A 21460-nucleotide genomic window follows, 5' to 3' on the forward strand; every position below is an offset into this window, starting at 1 on the left:
TGGGGAGAAGGTCTACATCCCTGGCGGTGCCGATTGGCGCAGCACCACCTTCGACCGCAAGCGCACTGGCCTGTACGGCGCCTTGCAATGGCAGCCGAACAACGACCTGGAATTCCACGTCCGGGCCTTCCGCTCACGCTACGACAACCAATGGGTGGAGTACGGCGCCTTCGTGCAGAACGGGGCGGACGCGCTGCCGGCGGCGGATGCGACCAACATCTATGGCAGCAACGGCGCCCTGGTCTATACGTCCGACCTGCGGGCCTATAACTGGAACGCCATCAACCAGACCTATGGCGAAAACCCGATGGCGGCCCTGACAGACACGGCTCTGCAGCGGGGGCACTCGGTCACGTCCGACTATTCCGGCGGCATGACCTGGACCCCCACCAACGACCTGAAGATCAGCAGTGACCTGCAGTTCGTGGAAAGCAACGCCGCCAGCACGCGCTATGACCTGTACCTATGGTCCTACATTCCGGGCTTCTCGCTGGATACCCGCAGCGGCATTCCGAAGATCACCTCGACCTCCACCACCAGCGCCACCGACGCGTCCAATTACGGCTGGTACGCGACGATGGACCATCGCGAGGAGCATGTGGGCCGCGAACTGGCCTGGAACGCCGATGCGGACTACAGGGTCAGCGAGACGGGCTTCCTGCGGGCGCTGACCGGTGGCGTGCGCGTAACCCGGCGGACGGAGATGGACGCCGACAGCGGCTACAACTGGACGGCGTTGACCCCCTATTGGAACGGCGCCAGCGCCGTCACCTACGCCAGCACCACCCCGGCCAGCTATGTCACGCTGAACAACTTCTCCAACTTCTTCCGGGGGATGACCACGCTGCCCAGCGCGCTCTATTTCCCCTCGCTGTCGATGGTGGAATGCTATCCGGATTGCTTGAGCAGCCTGCAGAAGGAGATCACCGGCAACACGGTCAACGCCAGCACCTTCAAGCCCTATCAGCGCAACAACCAGACGGAGACGAACGAGAGCGCCTACCTGATGGCCAAGTTCACCGACGACAGCCACCTGTTCGCCCCCATGAGCGGCAGCATCGGCGTGCGCCTGGTCAACACGCAGAACAGCTACAACGGCTACGTCGCCCTGCCCAGCCAGCAGGTGGTCTGGAACGGCAGCACCGGCTATCTGGGCGGCGGCTATGAAAAGCGGGACGGCAGCAACGCCGACTTCGCGGCCCTGCCGTCGCTGAACCTTCAGTTCCTGCTGACCCCCCAGATCCACTGGCGCATCGCCCTGGGCCAGGCGCTGAACCGTCCGTCGTTCAGCCAGATGAATCCCGGGACCCAACTGTCGGCCGTCACCGACAGCACCAACAACATCACCGGCTGGGCCGGTGCCTATGGTGGCAATCCCAACCTGAAGGCGGAGAAGTCGGACCAGGCCGACACCTCGCTGGAATGGTACGGTGATGATGGCAGTGAGGCGCATCTGGCCCTTTTCTACAAGGCCGTGCACAATTACATCACCACCGGCGTGTTCGCTGAGAACTACGCCGTCACCATGCCGGATGGCACGACAACCACCCAGACCTTCCAGGTGACCGAACCCTTCAACGGCTCGCTGGCCATCGCCAAGGGGTTCGAGATCGGCGGCCAGAAGTTCTTCGACTTCCTGCCCCACCCCTTCGACGGCTTCGGCCTGCAGGCCAATTTCACCTACGTCTACAGCAAGGCGCCCAGCGACATCGCCTACGACATGGACGGCAAGGCCATCACCGGCCTGCCCATGGATGGGATGTCGCGTTACAGCTACAACCTGATCGGCATGTACGAGAAGGGACCGTATTCGCTGCGGCTGGCCTACAACTGGCGCAGCAAATACCTGCTGGCCACCACCGCCAACGGCACAACGGGCAGCACCACCATCACGGCGCACGGCATCCAGTACGCCTACGCCTTGCCCGTCTACAACGATGATTACGGTCAGCTGGACGGATCCATCGAGTACAAGGTGGACGATCACTTCACCGTGTCGTTCGAGGCCACCAACCTGACGGATGAGGTCACCCACACCATCATGGGCACGGGCAGCCAGGCCGAGGGACGCAGCTGGTTCGTGAACGACCGGCGCTACATGCTGGGCATCCGCTTCGCCTACTGAGACAGCCAGGCGTCGGTGAGGGAAGGGGCGTCCGATGGGGCGTCCCTTTCATTTGATCAGGGCGATGACCTCGCGGAATCGGGGATGTTCGGCGCTGCCCAGCCATTCGAACAGTGCCATCTCCGTGGTGATGATCTCCACCCCGTGGCGCTCCATCCGGCGCAGGGCCGCGGCCTTGCTCTCCGCCGTGCGGGAGCCCACCGCGTCCTCCACCACATAAACCTGCCGGCCGTGCTCCTGCAGGCCCAGGGCCGTCTGCAGCACGCAGACATGGGCTTCGCATCCCGCCAGGACCACGGCATGGTCTGGTCCCAGGCGTTCCATCAGGCCGGGGGCGGGCGTGGCGTCGAAGGTCATCTTCGCCACCACGGTGGACGGATCGGCCGCCAGTTCCGGCACGGTGTTGCCCAGCCCGCGCGGGTTCTGTTCCGTGAACAGGGCGGGGACGCCCAGCAAGCCGGCGGCGGTCAGCAGGCGGCGGGCGTTGGCCACGATGGCGTCGCCATTGCGGATGGCCGGCATCAGCCGGGTCTGGAGGTCGATCACCGCGACTGTGCTGCGGCTGGCGTCGAGGCGGGGCACGGTTAGGCTTTTCGGCTAGGGAAAGGGGGCGGGGACTACTATGCGGCCGGGCCAGGGAACGGGGCAACAGCGGCGGCGCGCCTGGGGCGGGCGCGAACGTCTAGGCCGAAAGTAATGGGTGGGCGGGCCAGCACCTTTGTTAGCGGTACCAGATATCGGGTTGATTTGGTGCCGCCAGCGCGTATGATCCCGCGCCATGCCGTTATGATCATATAAATGTGGTGACGGCGGGTGAATGGGGACGGCGCGATACGGGTCCCCCCGAATAACGATATGGGCTTGGGAGGGCCTGCCGATGACAAGCGTTCTGGACAAGAGCTTCAAGAAGGCCGTCCGCTCCATGGCCCTGGCCGCCACCCTGCTGGCCGGAGCGACGCCGATGATGGGGCGCGCCGCCGAGGGCCACGCCACGGAAATGCCGCGCCTGGTGCGCGAGGATGGGCGCTACGCCTTGATGGTGGACGGCGCCCCCTATCTGGTGCTGGGCGCCCAGGCCAACAATTCCAGCAACTGGCCCTCCGTGCTGCCGCAGGTGTGGCCGGCGGTGGAGCAGGTGCAGGCCAACACCCTGTTCATGCCCATAGCCTGGCAGCAGATCGAGCCCAAGGAAGGCCAGTTCGACTTCAGCTTCCTCGACACCCTGCTGGCCCAGGCGCGGGAGCACGACAAGCACCTGGTGCTGCTGTGGTTCGGCACCTGGAAGAACAACGGTCCGGCCTATGCGCCGGACTGGGTGAAGTTGAACAACGACCGCTTTCCCCGCGTGGTCAACGCCAAGGGCGTGGTGCGCGGCAGCCTGTCGCCGCTGGCCCCCGCCACGCTGGAGGCCGACAAAAAGGCCTTCGTCGCCTTCATGCGCCACCTGAAGCAGGTGGACGGCCAGCGGCACACGGTGCTGATGGTGCAGGTGGAGAATGAGACCGGCACCTACGGCGCCGTCCGTGACTTCACCCCCATGGCGCAGAAGGTGTTCGACGGCAAGGTGCCTGACGATCTGGTGAAGGCGCTGAAGAAGAAGCCCGGTACCTGGGCCGATGTGTTCGGCAAGGACGCGGATGAGTTCTTCCACGCCTATTACACCGCCCGCTTCGTGGACCAGGTGGCGGCGGCCGGCAAGGCCGAATACCCCATACCCATGTACGTCAACGCCGCCCTGCGCGATCCGTTCAAGGACCAGGATCCGGCCACCTACTCCGCCGGCGGACCCACCTGGAACGTGCTGGACATCTGGAAGTCCGCCGCCCCCACCATCGACTTCATCGGTCCCGACATCTATGACCGGGGTTACGAATTCTACACCAAGACGCTGGAACAGTATAAGCGGCCGGACAACGCCCTGTTCGTGGCGGAGACGGGCAATGATGCCGTCTATGCCCGCTATGTCTTCGCGACGCTGGGCCACCAGGGCATCGGCTTCGTGCCCTTCGGCATCGACTACACCGGCTACGTGAATTACCCGCTGGGGGCGACCAAGATCGATGCGGAGACGTTGGAACCCTTCACCATGAACTTCAAGCTGCTGGGCGTGATGAACCGCGAGCTGGCGGCCCTGAGCCTGAAGGGCAAGGTCTGGGGCGCGTCGGAACCGACGGCCGACCACAGCAATGTCCTGGACCTGGGGCCCTACAAGGCCACGGTCAGCTACGGCTTGCCCCAGTTCGGCGATGCCAAGCCCACCGGCAATGACAAGCCCAGCGGCGGCGTCGTCATCGCTGAATTGGCGCCCAACGAATACCTGGTGGCGGGATATCACGCCCGCGTGGACTTCGCCCAGACCGTCAAGGCCGGCAAGAACGGCTATATGATGGCCAGTGTGGAGGAGGGGCATTTTGAGAATGGCAAGTGGGTGTTCGACCGCCTGTGGAACGGCGACCAGACCGACTACGGCCTGAACTTCACCTCCCTGCCGCAGATCCTGAAGGTGCGCTTCGCCACCTTCTGAGGCCACCTGACGCCTGATACGGGCCTGGCCGGCGCCGGGCCCGCCTTTCCTCGGGAATCCCCTCCGATAGGAGATACGACATGAACGTTCGTTCCTGGGCGATGGTGACGGCTGCCCTGGCGCCTGTCCTGCTGCTCGCCGCCTGCGAATCCTCCAAGGTCCCGTCCGCCGACACCGTCGCGAAAGCCGTCACGGCCTCCGCCTATCAGCAGACCGCCGATGGAGTGGTGGTGACCGTCACCGGTGCCGCCGTGCATAAGGTGCGGCTGCAAGTTATCAACGACCGCATCGTCCGCGTGACGGCGGTGCCGGGCGACAGCCTGGACCTGCCGGCCAGCCTGATGACGGTTGCGAAGCCCGCCGGCGTCGGCTTTACGGTGGCGCAGCAGGGTGGGGCGGTGGTGCTGACCACCGCCCAGCTGCGCGCCGAGGTCACTGTGGCCAGCGGCGCCGTCAACGTCTTCGACGCGAAGGGGCAGCCCCTGCTGACGGCGGTAGATGGCGGCAGCTTCAAGCCCGCCACCCTGCCCACGGGCGAGGCCGGCTTCTTCCAGGTGCGCCAGCAGTTCAACCGCGGCACAGACGAGGGCTTCTATGGCCTGGGCCAGCACCAGAACGCCCAGATGAACTACAACGGCGAGGATGTCGAACTCGCCCAGCACAACATGGATATCGGCATCCCCTTCGTGGTGTCGACGCGCAATTACGGCGTGCTGTGGGACAACAACGGCATCACCCGTTTCGGTGACGCCCGCGATTATCCGCTGATGTCCAAGGAACTGAAGCTCACCGACGCCGATGGCCGGCCAGGCGGCTTGACCGCCCGCTATTACGAGGGCGGCAAGCTGAAGCTGACCCGCACCGAAGCCGACATCAACTACCAGTACATCAAGGACCTCGCCGCCTGGCCGGAGGAGGTCGGCGGTTCCCGCGCGAACGCCAAGGTGCGTGGCACCGGCGACAAATCCGTGGTGTGGGAAGGCAGCATCGAATCCCCGGTGGACGGCGTCCACCGCTTTCAGGTCTATGCCAGCGGCTATTTCAAGGTGACGCTGGACGGCAAGGTGGTCATGGACCGTTGGCGCCAGGACTGGAATCCCTGGTACCACAACTTCGACCTGCCCATGAGCGCCGGGAAGGCGCAGACGCTGAAGGTGGAATGGGTGCCGGAAGGGGGCTTCATCTCCCTGATGCACCAGGATCCACTGCCCGATGGGGAGCGGCATGAACTGTCGCTGACCTCCGACGTCGCGCGCGCCATCGACTATTATGTCGTTGCGGGCAAGGACATGGATGATGTCATCGCGGGATATCGCCAGCTGACGGGCAAGGCGGTGATGATGCCGCGCTGGGCCTACGGCCTGTGGCAGAGCCGCCAGCGCTACAAGACGGCGGAGGAACTGACCGGCACGGTGGCGGAGTTCCGCAAGCGCAAGCTGCCGCTGGATAACATCGTCGAGGACTGGTTCTACTGGCGGGAGGACGACTGGGGCAGCCACAAGTTCGACCCCACCCGCTTCCCCGATCCCCAGGGATTGGTGAACACCCTGCACGCGCAGAACGCGCACTTCATGATTTCCGTGTGGCCCAAGTTCTATCCCACCACCGCCAACTATAAGGAGCTGGACGCCAAGGGCCACATCTACCGCCGCAATGTGGAGGTGCATGAGCACGACTGGGTGGGCAAGGACGGCTATGAGAACGCCTTCTATGACCCCTATTCGGCGGAAGCGCGGCAAATCTACTGGCGCCAGATCAATGAGAACCTGAACACGCTGGGCATCGACGCCTGGTGGCTGGACGCGTCCGAACCGGACACGCACTCCAACCTGGACATCCCGGAACGCATGCTCCGCATGGGACCCACGGCCATGGGGCCGTCAGCGGCGTTCTTCAATTCCTACCCGCTGATGCACACCAAGGCGGTGTATGAAGGTAACCGTGCCGCCAATCCCGACAAGCGTGCCTTCATCCTGACCCGCTCCGGCTTCGCCGGTCAGCAGCGCAACGCGGCGGCCAGCTGGAGCGGCGACGTCGCCTCACGCTGGACCGACCTGCGCAACCAGATCTCGGCGGGCGTCAACTTCTCCCTGTCCGGCGTGCCCAACTGGACGACCGACATCGGCGGTTTCGCGCTGGAGAAGCGCTATTCGGTGAAGAATCCCAAGGCTGCCGACGTGGCGGAGTGGCGGGAACTGAACCTGCGCTGGTTCCAGTTCGGCGCCTTCTCCCCCCTGTTCCGCTCGCATGGGGAATTCCCCTACCGCGAAATCTACAATCTGGCACCCAAGGGGTCGGAGGTTTACGACAGCCTGGTCTGGTATGATGAGCTGCGCTACCGCCTGATGCCCTACATCTACACCCTGGCGGCGGATACTTATCACCGCGACGGGACCATCATGCGCGGCCTGGTGATGGATTTCCCGGCCGACCGGGACGTGTGGACCATCAACGACGAATACCTGTTCGGCCATGCCTTCCTGGTGGCGCCGGTGACGGACTACCAGGCCCGCAGCCGGGCCGTGTACCTCCCCGCCGGCACGCAATGGTACGACTTTCAAACGGGCACCCTGTACGACGGTGGCCAGCGCATCGCCGCCGACGCCCCGCTGAAGCGCATGCCGCTGTTCGTTCGCGCCGGAGCCATCGTGCCGACGGCGCCGGTCACCCAGTACACGGGCGAGAAGCCGGACGCGCCCCTGACCGTGGTGGTCTACACCGGGGCCGACGGCCATTTTGACCTCTATGAGGATGAGGGCACGACCTATGGTTATGAGCACGGTGCGTTCAGCCGCATTCCCCTGGCCTGGGACCAGGCGTCGGGCACGCTGACCATCGGCGACCGTGCCGGTAGCTTCCCCGGCATGGTGCAAGACCGGGTGATCAACGTCCGCTTTATCGGGGCGTCGTCCAAGGCACCGGCCGACTTCACCGCCAAGCCGGACCAGACCGTGCGCTATACCGGCCAAGCGGTGACGGTGACGCGCCCGAAGGCTTAAGTCATCAGTGGGACCGGCCCCCGCCGCTTTGCAGATTTGGCAGGGCGGCGGGGCCTGACCGCCGACTCGTGAGCGGCGGCTGGGGCCAAGTCGCGGCCGGGATGACGGTGTATTGCCGCCGCAATAATCCGAGCGGGCCATGTAAAGGGCTGACAAACATACAGGCGCGGCCGGTGGCCAATTGGTTTTTACACAACAGGGTCAGCAGGCGATTGCGTAAGTCCCAATGGTACTGCTATCACCGGTGCAAACCGGCAGTGTATGCGCGGGCCCGATAACGGAGCAGGAAGCGTATGGAAAAGCGGCGTGGGCGGAGTTCGCAAGGAGTCACCATTCGTGAGGTGGCGGCGCGCGCCGGTGTTTCCCCGATGACGGTATCCCGCGTCATCAATAATGAGAACAACGTCACGCCCGCCACGTCCGCCGCCGTGATGGCCGCCATTCAGGAACTGAAATACACGCCCAACCCGGCCGCCCGCCGCCTGGCGGGGTCGGAGACGTTCCGCATCGGCCTGCTGTACAGCAACCCCAGTGTCGCCTTCCTGAGCGAGTTCCTGCTGGGCGCCCTGGACGAAAGCAGCAAGACCGGCCACCAGCTGGTGGTGGAGAAGTGCGGGGTAACCCCGGCGACGGAGAAGGCGGCGCTGCAAAAGCTGCTGCAAAGCGGGGTGGATGGCGTCGTCCTGCCGCCGCCGCTGTGCGAGGCCAAGAGCATCCTGGCGGAAATCGCCAAGTCCGGCGTCGCCGCCGTGGCCGTGGCCGCCGGCCAGCCGGGGCCCGATGTCGCCACGGTACGCATCGATAATTACAAGGCGGCCCACCGCATGACACAGCACCTGCTGTCGCTGGGGCACCGCACCATCGGCTTCATCAAGGGCCATCCCAACCAGACGGTCAGCGACCAGCGCCTGCACGGCTTCCTGGATGCGCTGGGCGAGGCGGGGCTGGACCCGAAGGCGGCCCCGGTGGAGCAGGGTTACTTCAACTACCGGTCCGGCCTGGCGGCGGCGGACAAGCTGCTGGCCTTGAAGAACCGACCCACCGCCATCTTCGCCGCCAACGACGACATGGCCGCCGCCGTGCTGGCCACCGCCCACCGCCTGGGTCTGAACGTGCCGGTGGACCTGTCCATCGCCGGCTTCGACGACACGCTGATCGCCGGCACCATCTGGCCGGCCCTGACCACCATCCGCCAGCCCATCGCCGCCATGGGCCGGGCCGCCGTCAGCATGCTGCTGGATGAGGTGAAGCGCCGCCGTGGCGGCGGTGGCGCCCCGGCGCAGCAGCTGCTGCGCCATACGCTGGTTGAGCGTGAGTCGACCGCCGCCCCCGGCGCCGCCTGATTTTTTTCTAGCGCCGGGAATAAGCCGCCGCTTCGCCCGGTCTTGCCCCCTGGAACCACTTTTTCCAGGGGAGCGGCGGCATGCCCAAGCAGACTTCAGAGATCGACCACGGGCGCAGGCGGGCGCTGAAATGCATGGCCTGGGCTGGTACCGGCCTGGCGTGGACAATGGCGGGCGGCGTGCCCTTCACTACCGGGCTGGTGGGCGGCGCCCAGGCGGCCCCGGTTCCGGTCCCGGTCCCGGCCACGGGCCTGACCTTCGCCCAGATCAGCGACAGCCATGTCGGCTTCGACAAGCCCGCCAATCCGGACGCGCTGGCGACGCTGCGGGAGGCGGTGGCCGGCATCCGCGGCCTGCCCAACCAGCCCGCCTTCGTCATCCATACCGGCGACATCAGCCACCTGTCGCGGGACGAGCAGTTTGACGCCGCCGACCAGGCGCTGAAGGAACTGGGCCTGCCCATCTTCTTCGTGCCGGGTGAGCATGACGTGCTGGACGACGGCATGGGTGCCGCCTATCTGGCGCGCTATGGCAAGGGCCCCAACGGCAAGGCCCTGGGCGCGGGCTGGTACAGTTTCGACCACGGCGGCGTCCATTTCATTGCCCTGGTCAACGTGCTGAACCTGAAGGCCGGGGGCCTGGGCAACCTGGGTGAGGATCAGCTGGCCTGGCTGGCGGATGACCTGCGCGCCGTGGCCGACAGCGCGCCGGTGGTGGTCTTCGCCCACATCCCGCTGTGGACGGTCTATCCCGATTGGGGCTGGGGCACCGACGACGGCGCGCGGGCGCTGGGCCTGTTGAAGCGCTTCGGCAGCGTCACCGTGCTGAACGGCCACATCCACCAGATCCTGCAAAAGGTGGAGGGGAACGTCGCCTTCCACACCGCCCGTTCCACCGCCTTTCCCCAGCCGGCCCCGGGCAGCGCGCCCTCGCCGGGGCCGATGAAGCTGCCGGCCGACAAGCTGCGCGGCGCCCTGGGCGTCACCACCGTCAGCTACCGCCCCAAGTCCGGTCCGCTGGCCGTCGTCGATGCCACGCTGGCGTGAAGGGGGAAGTCATGAAACGCCGTCTCGCCGCCCTGCTGATCTGCGCCTTCGTCCCCGTCGCGCGGGCGGAGACCGTGGAGATCCGCATCGACAACTTCACCTTCAGCCCGGCGGAGGTGCACGTGGCGCCAGGCACCACTGTGGTGTGGGTGAATGCCGACGACATTCCGCACGCCGTCGCCGCCACGGACAAATCCTTCAGGTCCAAGGTGCTGGATACGGAGGAGCGCTACAGCCGCACCGTGGCGGGGCCGGGCACGATCGAGTATTTTTGCTCCCTGCATCCGCACATGACGGGCCGTGTCATTGTCGACGGCGGCGGCGGACAGGCTGCGGGGCGGTAGGAGGCGGGCGCCTTGAGGGGTGATGAGACGGCGGACAGGACCCGCCGCTTCCAGGACCAGGTGCTGATCCACCTCGACGCCGCCTATGGCCTGGCGCGTTACATGACGCGCGACGCGGTGGCGGCGGAGGACATCGTCCAGGATGCCTTCCTGCGCGCCCATCGCGCCTTCGACGGCTTTCGCGGCGGCGACGCCCGGGCTTGGCTGCTGACCATCGTGCGCAACAACGTCCGCAGCTGGGCGGCCGCCCGCCGCGACCGGGCGGAACAGGCGCTGGAGTCGCTGCCGGGGCAGGGGGCCGACGTCCCCGATGCCGATGCCCCGACGCCCGAGGACTGGCTGGCGGCGCAGGAGGACGCGGCCGACCTGCGTGCCCTGATCGAGGGGCTGCCGCCCGCCTTCCGCGAAACCCTGCTGCTGCGGGAGATGGAGGAGATGTCGTATCGCGATATCGCCGCCGTGACCGGGGCACCGGTCGGTACCGTCATGTCGCGGCTGGCCCGCGCGCGTGACTTGCTGGCCGCCGCCTGGCGCCGCCGAGAGTTTGGAGAGAAACGATGACGGCATGCCCGGACAAGGCGGACCTGCTGCATGGCCTGCTGGACAACGAACTGGACGCCGCCCATGCCCGAGAGCTGGAGGCGCACATCGCCGCCTGTCCGGCCTGCGCCGAGGTTTGGGCGGAAATGAGGGCGTTGCGCGCCGCGCTGGCCGACCCCGGCCTTCGTCCCAAGGCGCCGGCGGCCCTGCGCGCCCGCATCCTGGCGGATATCGGCGCGGTCGATCCCCCGCGCACCGTCCCACCCATGGCCGGGCGCGGGTCGTCCCGGTTGCGCCGCTGGGGCGGCGCCGGCGTGGGGTTGGCCGTGGCAGCCAGCCTGCTGCTGATGGTGGCGCCGTTCGGCGAGGACGGGAAGCTGGAGGGCGAGCTGGTGGCCGGCCATGTCCGCTCCCTCCAGGCCCAGCACCTGCTGGACGTGCCGACCAGCGACCACCACACGGTGAAGCCCTGGTTCGCCGGCAAGCTGGACTACTCCCCGCCTGCGCTGGAACTGGCGGCGGCGGGCTTTCCGCTTCAGGGGGGGCGCCTGGATTACATGGCCGGCCGGCCGGTGGCGGCCCTGGTCTACCGCCACGGCGCCCACGTCCTGAATCTCTATGTCTGGCCGGGCGACGGTCCCCGGCAACCGGACTTCCAGGACCGTGACGGCTACATCCTTATGCACTGGCGGACAGGGGGCATGACCTATTGGGCGGTCAGCGACGTGGGGGAGGAGGAGATGCACGCCTTCGCCACAGCGCTGACCCAGGCGGTCTCGGCCCAGAATCCCAGTAAACCCTAGGGCGAAAGCTTCGTGCGCCCAGCGTGGAATTCCGGACTGGTATGGTAACGTCGCCTTGACAGCGCTTCTTCCTGGCCTCTAATGTTAGCGTTAACAAGGGCCGCCTGGCGATAACGCACCTTGGGAGGAGTTCGAGAGATGGGGTACCCGGTCGACACGCCGGTGCAGACTGCGCATGACAGCATTTTTCCCGAGGACAGCGCCGACGCGGTTTTGCTGGGCCGTATTGACGCGGGCGAGGGGCCGACGCCCATCCTGATCCGCAACGGTGAGATTTTCGACCTGTCGGGCATCGCGCCCACGGTGTCCGATCTGATGAACCGCCTGGCGCCTGGTGAAATTCCACAGGGCAAGTCCATCGGCCGGGTGGCCGACTGGGGGCTGAACCCCACCTGGTCCGGCGGCACCACAGGCGCCAAGCTGCTGACCCCCATCGACCTGCAGTGCATCAAGGCCGCCGGCGTGACCTTCGCCGTATCGGCGCTGGAGCGCGTGATCGAGGAGCGGGCGCGCGGTGACGCCGGCAAGGCCCTGGAAATCCGCCAGGCCCTGTCGTCCCGCGTCGGCACCGACCTGCGCCTGGTGAAGCCCGGTTCCGACAACGCCGCCCGCTTGAAGGAGGCGCTGATCGCCGATGGCCTGTGGTCGCAATACCTTGAGGTGGCCATCGGCCCGGATGCCGAGGTCTTCACCAAGGGCCCGACCCTGTCCGCCATGGGCTGGGGCGTGGAGATCGGCGTGCGCGCCGACAGCCACTGGAACAACCCGGAGCCCGAGGTGGTGATCCTGTGCGACGGCCAGGGCCGGGCGCGCGGCGCCACCCTGGGCAACGACGTGAACCTGCGCGACTTCGAAGGCCGCAGCGCCCTGCTGCTGTCCAAGGCCAAGGACAACAACGCATCCTGCGCCATCGGCCCCTTCGTCCGCCTGTTCGATGACAAGTTCACCATGGACCATGTCCGTGAGGCCGTGGTGCATCTGAATGTGACCGGCGAGGACGGATTCGTCCTGGACGGCAAGAGCACCATGTCGGAGATCAGCCGCGATCCCCTGGACCTGGTGGGGCAGACGCTGAACAAGAACCATCAGTATCCGGACGGCTTCGCCCTGTTCCTGGGCACGCTGTTCGCGCCGGTGGAGGACCGTGACGCGCCGGGCCGAGGCTTCACCCATAAGACGGGTGACATCGTCCGCGTGTCCAGTCCGCGCCTGGGCACCCTGGTCAACAAGGTGGTGCCCTGTCATGAGGCGGCGCCGTGGACCTTCGGCCTGACCGACCTGATGCGCAACCTGGCCCGCCGGGGCCTGCTGAACGGGTGACGCCGCCGGGCGTCCCCCATCCGAACCAATTCTCTTGGGCCTGAAACACACCATGACGCACGCCATATATCCCAGCCTGCGGGGCAAGCGGGTTGTCGTTACCGGAGGCGGCTCCGGCATCGGCGCCGCCATCACCGAGGCCTTCGTCCGCCAGGGGGCCGCGGTCTCCTTCCTGGACATCGCCGAGGCCGATTCCCGTGCACTGGAACAGGCGCTGGCCGGCGCCGACATCGCGCCCAAGTTCTACAAGTGCGACCTGACCAACCTGGACCAGCTGAAGGCCACGTTGGCGGAAATCCAGAACGCCGGTCCCGTCGACGTGCTGGTGAACAACGCCGCCAACGACGACCGCCACACGATTGAGCAGATCACGCCGGAATACTGGGACAACCGCATGGCGGTGAACCTGCGGCACATGTTCTTCGCGTCCCAGGCCGTCGTCGGCGGGATGAAGGCACAGCGCAGCGGCGCCATCATCAATTTCGGCTCCATCTCCTGGCACGTGGCCTTGCCGGAACTGCTGATGTACCAGACCGCCAAGGCGGGCATCGAGGGGCTGACCCGTTCACTGGCCCGCGACCTGGGGGAGCACAACATTCGCGTCACCTGCGTGGTGCCCGGCGGGGTGCGCACGGAGCGTCAGATGCGCCTGTGGCACAACCCCGAGGAAGAGGCCCGCATCCTGTCGCAGCAATGCCTGAAGGAACGCGTGGATCCGCCGCACGTGGCCGCCATGGTGCTGTTCCTGGCCTCCGACGATGGCCGCATGTGCACCAGCCACGAATACTTCGTCGACGCCGGCTGGCGCTGAGGATCGTCCGGTGACTGTGGAGCCGCGCTGCATATGGCCCTTGGGCGCCACCTTGGGGGAGGGGCCGGTCTGGTCCCTCCGCGACAAGGCCCTGTGGTTCGTGGACATCAAAAAGCGGCACATCCACCGCTTCCGGCCCGAAGATGGCACGACCGATACCTTCGACGCGCCCGACCAGCCGGGCTTCGCCCTGCCGCACGTCGGTGGCGGCCTCGTGGTGGGCCTGCCGGGCAAGCTCGCTCGTTTCGATAGTGTAACGGGTGTGTTCGAGCCGCTGGTGGCGGTTGAATGGGACCGGCCGGGCAACCGGCTGAACGACGGCTTCGTCGACGGCCAGGGTCGGCTGTGGTTTGGCTCCATGGACGATGCGGAAGAGGGGCCCACCGGCGCCCTCTATTCCTGGAACGGTGCCTTGCGCCGGCACGTGGATGGCATCGTCATCACCAACGGCCCGTGCACCAGCCCGGACGGACGCACCTTCTATCACACCGATACGCTGGCCAAGACCATCACCGCCTATGACCTGTCGGCCCAGGGGGCCCTGACCGGCGCCCGGCTGCTGATCACCATCGAAGACGGCGCCGGTTGGCCCGATGGAACGATGGTGGATGCGGAGGGATGCCTGTGGGTGGGGCTGTTCGCCGGCTGGGCCGCGCGGCGCTATTCGCCCGCGGGTGAGTTGCTGCAGGTGGTGCGTTTCCCCTGCGCCAACATCACCAAGCTTGCCTTCGGCGGCGACGACCGCTTGGATCTCTATGCCACCACCGCCGCCAAGGGCCTGAGCGACGAGGACCGCGCCGCCCAGCCGCTGGCGGGCGGGCTGTTCCACTTCAGGGCCACCGTGCCGGGCCTGCCCCCGGCGGAGATCGCGTATGGTTGATCGTGCGAACATCAGGTTCCGTTCCCGCGACTGGTTTGACGCGCCGGACCGGATCGACATGACCGCGCTTTATCTTGAGCGCTTCATGAACTACGGCATCACGCCGCAGGAGCTGCGCTCCGGCAAGCCCATCATCGGCATCGCCCAGACCGGCAGCGACATCTCCCCCTGCAATCGTATTCACCTGGAATTGGCCAAGCGCGTCCGCGACGGTATTCGCGACGCTGGTGGCATTCCCATGGAATTCCCGGTTCATCCCATCTTCGAGAACTGCCGTCGCCCGACGGCGGCCATGGACCGGAATTTGGCTTACATGGGCCTGGTGGAGATCCTGTACGGCTATCCCATCGACGCCGTGGTGCTGACCACCGGCTGCGACAAGACCACGCCCGCCGGCATCATGGCCGCCAGCACGGTCGACATCCCGGCCATCGTCCTGTCCGGCGGCCCCATGCTGGATGGTTGGCACGAGGGCGATCTGGTCGGCTCGGGCACCGTCATCTGGCGCAGCCGCCGCAAGCTGGCCGCCGGCCTGATCGATGAGGAGGAGTTCCTGGAGGCCGCGGCCTCGTCCGCGCCGTCGGCCGGTCACTGCAACACCATGGGCACGGCCAGCACCATGAACGCCGTGGCCGAGGGCCTGGGTCTGTCGCTGACCGGCTGCTCCGCCATTCCCGCCCCGTATCGCGAACGCGGGCAGATGGCGTATGAGACGGGCCGCCGCATCGTCGACATGGCCTATGAGGACCTGCGGCCATCCAAGATCCTGTCGCGCGAAAGCTTCCTGAACGCCATCAAGCTGGTGGGCGCGCTCGGCGGGTCCAGCAACGCGCAGCCGCACATCAACGCCATGGCCCGCCATGCCGGCGTGGAGCTGACGGCCGACGATTGGCGCATCCATGGCTATGACGTGCCGCTGCTGGTCAACATGCAGCCGGCCGGCAAGTACCTGGGCGAACGCTTCCACCGCGCCGGCGGCGTGCCGGCCGTGATGTGGGAGTTGCAGCAGGCGGGCCAGCTGTTCGATACGGCCATGTCCGTCACCGGCCGCCCCATCGGCCAAAACCTGGAGGGCCGGGAAAGCCCTGATCGCGAGATGATCACGCCCTACGGCGCGCCGTTGAAGGAGCGTGCGGGCTTCCTGGTGCTGAAGGGCAACCTGTTCGACTTCGCCATCATGAAGACCAGCGTGATCTCGGAAGAGTTCCGCCAGCGGTATCTCAGTGAACCGGGCAGCGAGGGCGTGTACCAGGGCCGGGCCATCGTCTTCGACGGGCCGGACGACTATCACGACCGCATCAACGACCCCGCGCTGAACATCGACGAACGCTGCATCCTGGTGGTGCGCGGCGCCGGCCCCATGGGCTTCCCCGGCTCGGCCGAGGTGGTGAACATGCAGCCGCCCGACGCCCTGCTGAAGGCCGGCATCACCAGCCTGCCCACCATCGGCGACGGCCGCCAGTCCGGCACGTCCGACAGCCCGTCCATCCTGAACGCCTCCCCGGAAAGCGCCGTGGGCGGCGGGCTGGCCTGGTTGCGCACGGGCGACACCATCCGCATCGACCTGAACCAGGGCACTTGCGACATGCTGGTGGACGATGCCGAGATCCAGCGGCGCAAGGCCGACGGCATCCCGGCCACCCCACCCAGCCGCACCCCCTGGCAGGAGATGTACCGCCAGACGGTGGGGCAGCTGGACAGTGGTGGTTGCATGGAACCGGCCCTGAAGTACCGGGGCGTCGTGGCCCACCCGCCGCGGCATAACCATTGATGGATGCCGGCGCGGGCTGCCTGGATGTGGGGCGGTGGCGCTGGCGATGATTTGATGTAAAAGGGGCGCCCCTGTCCCAGTGAGGATGGGGGCGCCCGCGTTTAATCGGCGGGTCCGTACCGATCCGCCTGGGGAGGAACGAATGGGCAGCAAGCAAGGCGTCCTGTCGCTCACGACAGGCCTGACACTGATCGCCACCTTGGGCGGTCTGTTGTTCGGTTACGATACCGCCGTCATCTCCGGCGCGATGGACAGCATCGACGTCAATTTCATCAAGCCGCTGAACCTGGCGGAAACGGCGCACGACAGCCTGATGGGCCTGACCGTCTCCAGCGCGCTGGCAGGTTGCATCGTCGGCGGTCTGGTGGCGGGCAAGCTGGCGGACCGCTTCGGACGCAAGCCGACGCTGATCCTGGCGGCCCTGCTGTTCCTCATCTGCTCGCTGGGCTCCGCCGTGCCGGAATTCGGCCTGGGCACCATCGGCGCCATGGGGCCGGACGCGCTGACCCCCTTCAACATCTACCGCATCATCGGCGGCGTTGGCGTGGGCATCGCCTCGCTGGTGTCCCCGCTGTACATCGCGGAGATCGCGCCGGCCGAGTCGCGCGGCCGCCTGATCTCCTTCAACCAGATCGCCATCGTCGGCGGCATCGTCGGCGTCTATTTCGTGAACTGGGCCATTGCCGGCCTGGGTGACGAGACCTGGCTGCACAGCGTCGGCTGGCGCTGGATGTTCGCCTCGGAAGGCCTGCCGGCGCTGCTGTTCGCCGTGCTGCTGCTGTTCGCCCCGGATACCCCGCGCTACCTGGTCATGCGCCGCCGTGACAGCGAGGCCCTGGCCGTCCTGAAGCGCCTGGGCGGCGCCACCGATCCCAAGGTCACGCTGGTGGAGATCGAGGAGAGCCTGGTCGTCACCAACGAGCGCCTGTTCGCCTTTGGTGGCCTGGTGGTGTTCGTCGGCATCCTGCTGTCGGTCTTCCAGCAGTTCGTGGGCATCAACGCCGTGCTGTATTATGCGCCGCAGATGTTCAAGAACATGGGCATGAGCAACGACAGCGCCCTGTGGCAGACGGTCATCGTCGGCATCGCCAACGTGGGCTTCACCCTGGTCGCCACCTTCACGGTGGACCGCCTGGGCCGCAAGCCGCTGCTGATCGCTGGCGGTGCCGTCATGGGCGTGTCCATGGTGGTGCTGGGTTGCCTGTTCGCCAGCAACCAGCTGGGCCTGGGCGCGCTGCTGGCCATGCTGGCCTACGTCGCCGGCTTCGCCTTCTCCTGGGGCCCGGTGGTGTGGGTGCTGCTGGCCGAGATGTTCCCCAACGCCATCAAGGGCAAGGCGCTGGGCATCGCCGTCGCCGCCCAGTGGATCGCCAACCTGCTGGTCTCCTGGTCCTTCAAGGTGATGGATGGCAATTCGGCCCTGAATGCCGCCTTCAACCACGGTTTCGCCTATTGGGTGTATGGTGCCTTCAGCTTCCTGTCCGCCCTGTTCGTCTGGCGGCTGGTGCCTGAAACCAAGGGCCGCAGCCTGGAGGCCATCCAGGAGCTGTGGACCCATAAGCCGCTGGACGGCGGCGTGCATGTGGAGACCGCGCGGTCATGATCCGATCCTTCGGGACGACCATGGATGGTGCGCCGGTCCGGGCGGTGACGCTCGGGCCGGCGGACGGCTTGCAGGCGGAGGTGCTGACCTTCGGCGGCACCCTGCGGCAATTGACGGTGCCTGGGCCCAAGGGCCGGCGCAACCTGGTTCTGGGCCTGCCCGACGTGGCCGCCTATGAGGCCGATCCCGCCTATCTCGGCTGCCTGGTGGGCCGGTATGGCAACCGCATCGCCAACGCCCGTTACACCCATCAGGGGCGGACGGTGGACCTGGTGCCCAATGAGGGCGTCAACCAACTGCATGGCGGTCCCCGCGCCTACGGCCGCCGGGTCTGGCGGGTGCAGGACTTTCAGGGGGGCGCGGACTCCCGTCTGGTACTGGGACTGACCTCCCCGGAGGGCGAGAACGGCTTCCCCGGCACCCTGGAGGTGACGGCGGAGATCACCATCAGCGGCGGCGACCTGAGCCTGCGCTTCATCGCCATAGGGGACGCGGACACGCCGGTCAGCCTGACCTGGCATCCCTATTTCAACCTGGCGGGCGATCCGCAGGTGGCGGCGGACCGGCAGATGCTGCGTCTGCGTTCCCGGCACTTCCTGCCCGTCGGGCCGGGATTGATCCCCACCGGCGCGCTGGAGGATGTGGCTGGCACGGCCTTTGACTTCCGCCGGCCGCGCCTGGTGACCCCGCGCCACAACCATCCTCAGATCTTCCAGGCCGGCGGCTACGACCATTGTTTCGTCCTGGATGGCGAGGCGGTGGCGGAAGAGCCGGCGGACTGGGCCGCCACGCTGTCGTCCCCCGACAGCGGCGTCAGCCTGCGTCTCTACACCGACCAGCCGTCGGTGCAATTCTACGGTGGTCAGGGGCTGTCCTCCCAATATCCGGACCTGGGCAGCGGCATCTGTCTGGAGCCGCAGGCCTTCCCCGACGCGCCCAACCAACCGGCGTTCCCCAGCGCCATGCTGAAGGCGGGCGAGCGGTACAGCCGGATGATGCGCTTCAGCCTCAGTTGGTGAGCAGCCCGGGTTTTTGAGAAATGGGCGTCCATCCGCCGGGTGGGCGCCCTTTTTCATGGGCACCTCTGGGGCGCCCCTGGTTCGGGCCGGGCCGGGGTGCTATCCCTGGCGGCAGCCTTCTCTTTCACGGGTTCCCATGGCCAAGGCCCCGCCGTTCCGTCCGCCGCCCGGCACCAGCCGTGCCCAGCCAAGTGCCCAGCTCGCCAGGGAATTCGCCACTGCGGTGGAAGCCCACAATGCCGGCCGGCTGGAGGAGGCGGAGCGCGGTTACCGCGCCGTCCTGGCCCGTCAGCCCCGGCATGCCGACAGCCTGTCCTTCCTGGGCGTGCTGGTGCAGCAGCGCGGCGGGCCGGCGGCGGAGGCCGTGCGCCTGACGGCCGAGGCCCTGGCGCAGGACAAGCGCAACCTGGCCTATCTGGTCCACCATGCCAACGCCCTGCAGGCGGCGGGCGCGCTGGAGGAGGCCAAGGCGGTCTATGAGCGGGCGCTGACGGCCCATCCCCGCTCCGCCGACGCCGCCACCAACCTGGGCGCCGTTTTGCGCGCGCTGGGCCGGCCGGCCGAGGCGGAGGCCTGTCATCGCCGCGCCCTGGCCGACGATCCCCGCCACGCCGTGGCCCACCTGAACCTGGGCGCCGTCCTGATCGACCTGGACCGCAAGGCGGAGGCGATGGCCAGCCTGGTGGCGGCCATCCGTTTGAACCCCGCGCTGGTGGAGGCGCACCACAACCTGGGCGCCCTGCTGCTGCAGGCCGAACGCTGGCGGGACGCCACCACCGCCTTGACCCACGCCCTGCGCCTGGCGCCCGGACAGCCGGATGTGCTGTCGGCCCTGGGCTCGGCCGCCCTGGGGGCCGGCGACGTGGCCGTGGCCGTGGATTGGCAGCGCCAGGCAGTCGCGGCGGCGCCGGACAACGCCGACCATCACTTCAACCTGGGCAACAGCCTGGTGGCGTTGGAACGGCCGCGGGAGGCCGTGACCGCTTTCCGGGAGGCGTTGCGCCTGCGTCCCAGCCACCTTGCCGCCGCCACCAACCTGTCCCACGCGCTGGCCAGCTTCGCCACCCCGGCGGAACGGGAGGCGCTGCTGACGGAGGCGGTGGAGACGGGCAAGTTGGCCGCCGCCCGGTTCAGCCGGGGGGTGCTACGGCTGGAGCAGGGGCGCCTGGCCCAGGGATGGCCGGACTATGACGCCCGCTTCAGCGGCGACCTGGCCCGCCACGGCCGCCGCCTGGACATCCCGCTGTGGCAGGGGACCGAGATTCCCAACCGCACGGTGCTGATCTGGCGGGAGCAGGGCATCGGCGATGAGATCATGTTCGCCACCGCCTTGGCGCACCTGGCCCGGCGCCATGCCCGCATGCGCTTCCTTTTCGAATGCACCGACCGCCTGCACGGCCTGTTCGCCCGCGCCTTCGCCGACCTGCCGAACCTGGAGGTGCGGGTGGAAACGGCGGGCGATGCCGGGGCCGACATGCATCGGCCACTGGGCGGTGTCGCCAGCCTGTTGCGCACCCGCCTGTCGGGCTTCCTCCACACCGGCCTGCCCCTGGCCCCCGATCCGGCGCGGGTGGAGACCTGGGCCGCGCGTCTGGCGGCGTTGCCACCGGGTGTGCGGGTGGGCTTGTGCTGGCGCAGCCGGCTGTTGACGCGGGACCGGCGCGGCTCCTACCTGTCGGTGGCCAATCTGGCGCCGCTGGCCCAGGTCGCGGGCATTCAGTGGGTGGGCCTGCAAGCGGGCGTGGATGCGGAGGAGCGGTCGGCGCTCGACCGGCTGGGCTGGACGATCCATGCTTGGGATGACCTGGACCTGGTCAACGACCTGGAGGGGCTGGCCGCCCTGTCCGCGGGGCTGGACTTGGTGGTCAGCGCGCCGACGGCGGTGGCGGAAATGGCGGCGGCGGTGGGCACGCCCACCTGGCGCCTGGCCCCCGGCCGCGATTGGACCACGCTGGGCACGCCCATCCGCCCCTGGTATGCGGCGCAGCGCCTGCTGACGCCGCTGGCGGGCGAGGCGTACGCCGACCTGCCGCGCCGCGTGGCGTCCCTGCTGGCGGCGGAGCAGTCAGGTTAAGGCATCTTAGCCAGGCGGCCCAGGTTGGCGGCCGCCTTGTCGTAGCTGGGATTGAGGCGCAGGGCCGTGCGCCAGGCCGCCGCCGCCTCATCCCGCCGGCCCAGGGTCAGCAGGACGGCCCCCAGGCTGTTCCACGCCTCAAAGAATCCCGGTTCCGTCGCCACCGTTTCGCGCAGCAGCGGTTCAGCCTCATCCGGCCGGCCGGCCTGGTGCAGCAGCAGGCCCAGCAGGTGCAGGGTGTCGCCCCGCGCCTGGCCC

The 21460-nt window shown here is 67.6% G+C and carries 17 protein-coding genes; 15 read left to right on the forward strand and 2 right to left on the reverse strand.

The annotated features are described in order from the left end of the window. Positions 1-2125: TonB-dependent receptor (locus I55_RS29620; protein ID WP_044564318.1), on the forward strand; the 2125-nt coding region annotated here is incomplete at its 5' end. Between the two features lie 48 nt (positions 2126-2173). Here I55_RS29620 and I55_RS29625 read toward each other — a convergent pair. Beyond that, positions 2174-2707: an isochorismatase family protein gene (locus I55_RS29625; protein ID WP_083901527.1), complete on the reverse strand. Its 534-nt coding sequence runs from the start codon at positions 2705-2707 to the stop codon at positions 2174-2176. Positions 2708-3002: 295 nt separating this feature from the next. Here I55_RS29625 and I55_RS29630 point away from each other — a divergent pair, with 295 nt between their 5' ends. The 14 genes from I55_RS29630 (at position 3003) to I55_RS29695 (ending at position 21202) form a co-directional block, all read left to right on the forward strand. After that, positions 3003-4649 carry a DUF5597 domain-containing protein gene (locus I55_RS29630; protein ID WP_083901528.1) on the forward strand — a complete coding sequence of 549 codons (1647 nt, stop codon included), beginning with the start codon at positions 3003-3005 and terminating at the stop codon, positions 4647-4649. Positions 4650-4729: 80 nt separating this feature from the next. Beyond that, positions 4730-7648, forward strand: coding sequence for a TIM-barrel domain-containing protein (locus I55_RS29635; protein WP_252181368.1), 2919 nt, complete (start codon positions 4730-4732; stop codon positions 7646-7648). A gap of 293 nt (positions 7649-7941) precedes the next feature. Then, a complete protein-coding gene (locus I55_RS29640; protein ID WP_044564320.1) occupies positions 7942-8991 on the forward strand; it encodes a LacI family DNA-binding transcriptional regulator in 1050 nt (349 codons plus the stop codon). Positions 8992-9071: 80 nt separating this feature from the next. Then, on the forward strand, positions 9072-10037 hold the full coding sequence (locus tag I55_RS29645) for a metallophosphoesterase (RefSeq protein ID WP_044564321.1): 966 nt from the start codon (positions 9072-9074) through the stop codon (positions 10035-10037). A gap of 11 nt (positions 10038-10048) precedes the next feature. After that, the gene (locus I55_RS29650) at positions 10049-10381 is read left to right on the forward strand and encodes a cupredoxin family copper-binding protein (RefSeq protein WP_044564322.1); all 333 of its coding nucleotides are present in this window, start codon (positions 10049-10051) and stop codon (positions 10379-10381) included. Between the two features lie 12 nt (positions 10382-10393). After that, positions 10394-10942 carry a sigma-70 family RNA polymerase sigma factor gene (locus I55_RS29655; RefSeq protein ID WP_044564323.1) on the forward strand — a complete coding sequence of 183 codons (549 nt, stop codon included), beginning with the start codon at positions 10394-10396 and terminating at the stop codon, positions 10940-10942. Next, positions 10939-11724: an anti-sigma factor gene (locus tag I55_RS29660; protein WP_044564324.1), complete on the forward strand. Its 786-nt coding sequence runs from the start codon at positions 10939-10941 to the stop codon at positions 11722-11724. Before I55_RS29655 ends, I55_RS29660 begins: the two co-directional genes overlap by 4 nt. A 138-nt stretch (positions 11725-11862) precedes the next feature. Beyond that, entirely contained in the window at positions 11863-13044 is a 1182-nt protein-coding gene (locus I55_RS29665) for a fumarylacetoacetate hydrolase family protein (protein WP_044564325.1), read from the forward strand. 52 nt (positions 13045-13096) lie between these two features. Next, complete coding sequence (locus I55_RS29670; protein WP_044564326.1) at positions 13097-13855, forward strand: SDR family NAD(P)-dependent oxidoreductase; 759 nt, start codon at positions 13097-13099, stop codon at positions 13853-13855. Between the two features lie 10 nt (positions 13856-13865). Then, a complete protein-coding gene (locus I55_RS29675; RefSeq protein WP_199902767.1) occupies positions 13866-14735 on the forward strand; it encodes an SMP-30/gluconolactonase/LRE family protein in 870 nt (289 codons plus the stop codon). Further along, entirely contained in the window at positions 14728-16506 is a 1779-nt protein-coding gene (locus I55_RS29680; protein ID WP_044564328.1) for an IlvD/Edd family dehydratase, read from the forward strand. Before I55_RS29675 ends, I55_RS29680 begins: the two co-directional genes overlap by 8 nt. Before the next feature lie 142 nt (positions 16507-16648). Further along, positions 16649-18109 carry a D-xylose transporter XylE gene (xylE, locus tag I55_RS29685; protein ID WP_044564329.1) on the forward strand — a complete coding sequence of 487 codons (1461 nt, stop codon included), beginning with the start codon at positions 16649-16651 and terminating at the stop codon, positions 18107-18109. Beyond that, positions 18106-19128 (forward strand): aldose epimerase family protein, encoded by a 1023-nt coding sequence (locus I55_RS29690; RefSeq protein ID WP_044564330.1) that lies wholly within the window; start codon positions 18106-18108, stop codon positions 19126-19128. The genes xylE and I55_RS29690 overlap by 4 nt, the downstream gene beginning before the upstream one ends. A gap of 136 nt (positions 19129-19264) precedes the next feature. Further along, positions 19265-21202, forward strand: coding sequence for a tetratricopeptide repeat protein (locus I55_RS29695; protein ID WP_049974632.1), 1938 nt, complete (start codon positions 19265-19267; stop codon positions 21200-21202). Here I55_RS29695 and I55_RS29700 read toward each other — a convergent pair. Next, a partial coding sequence (locus I55_RS29700; RefSeq protein WP_044564331.1) for a tetratricopeptide repeat protein occupies positions 21199-21460 on the reverse strand: 262 nt, incomplete at its 5' end. The genes I55_RS29695 and I55_RS29700 overlap by 4 nt on opposite strands.

The organism is Azospirillum sp. B4, assembly GCF_000333275.1.
In the GTDB taxonomy this organism is placed as follows: domain Bacteria; phylum Pseudomonadota; class Alphaproteobacteria; order Azospirillales; family Azospirillaceae; genus Nitrospirillum.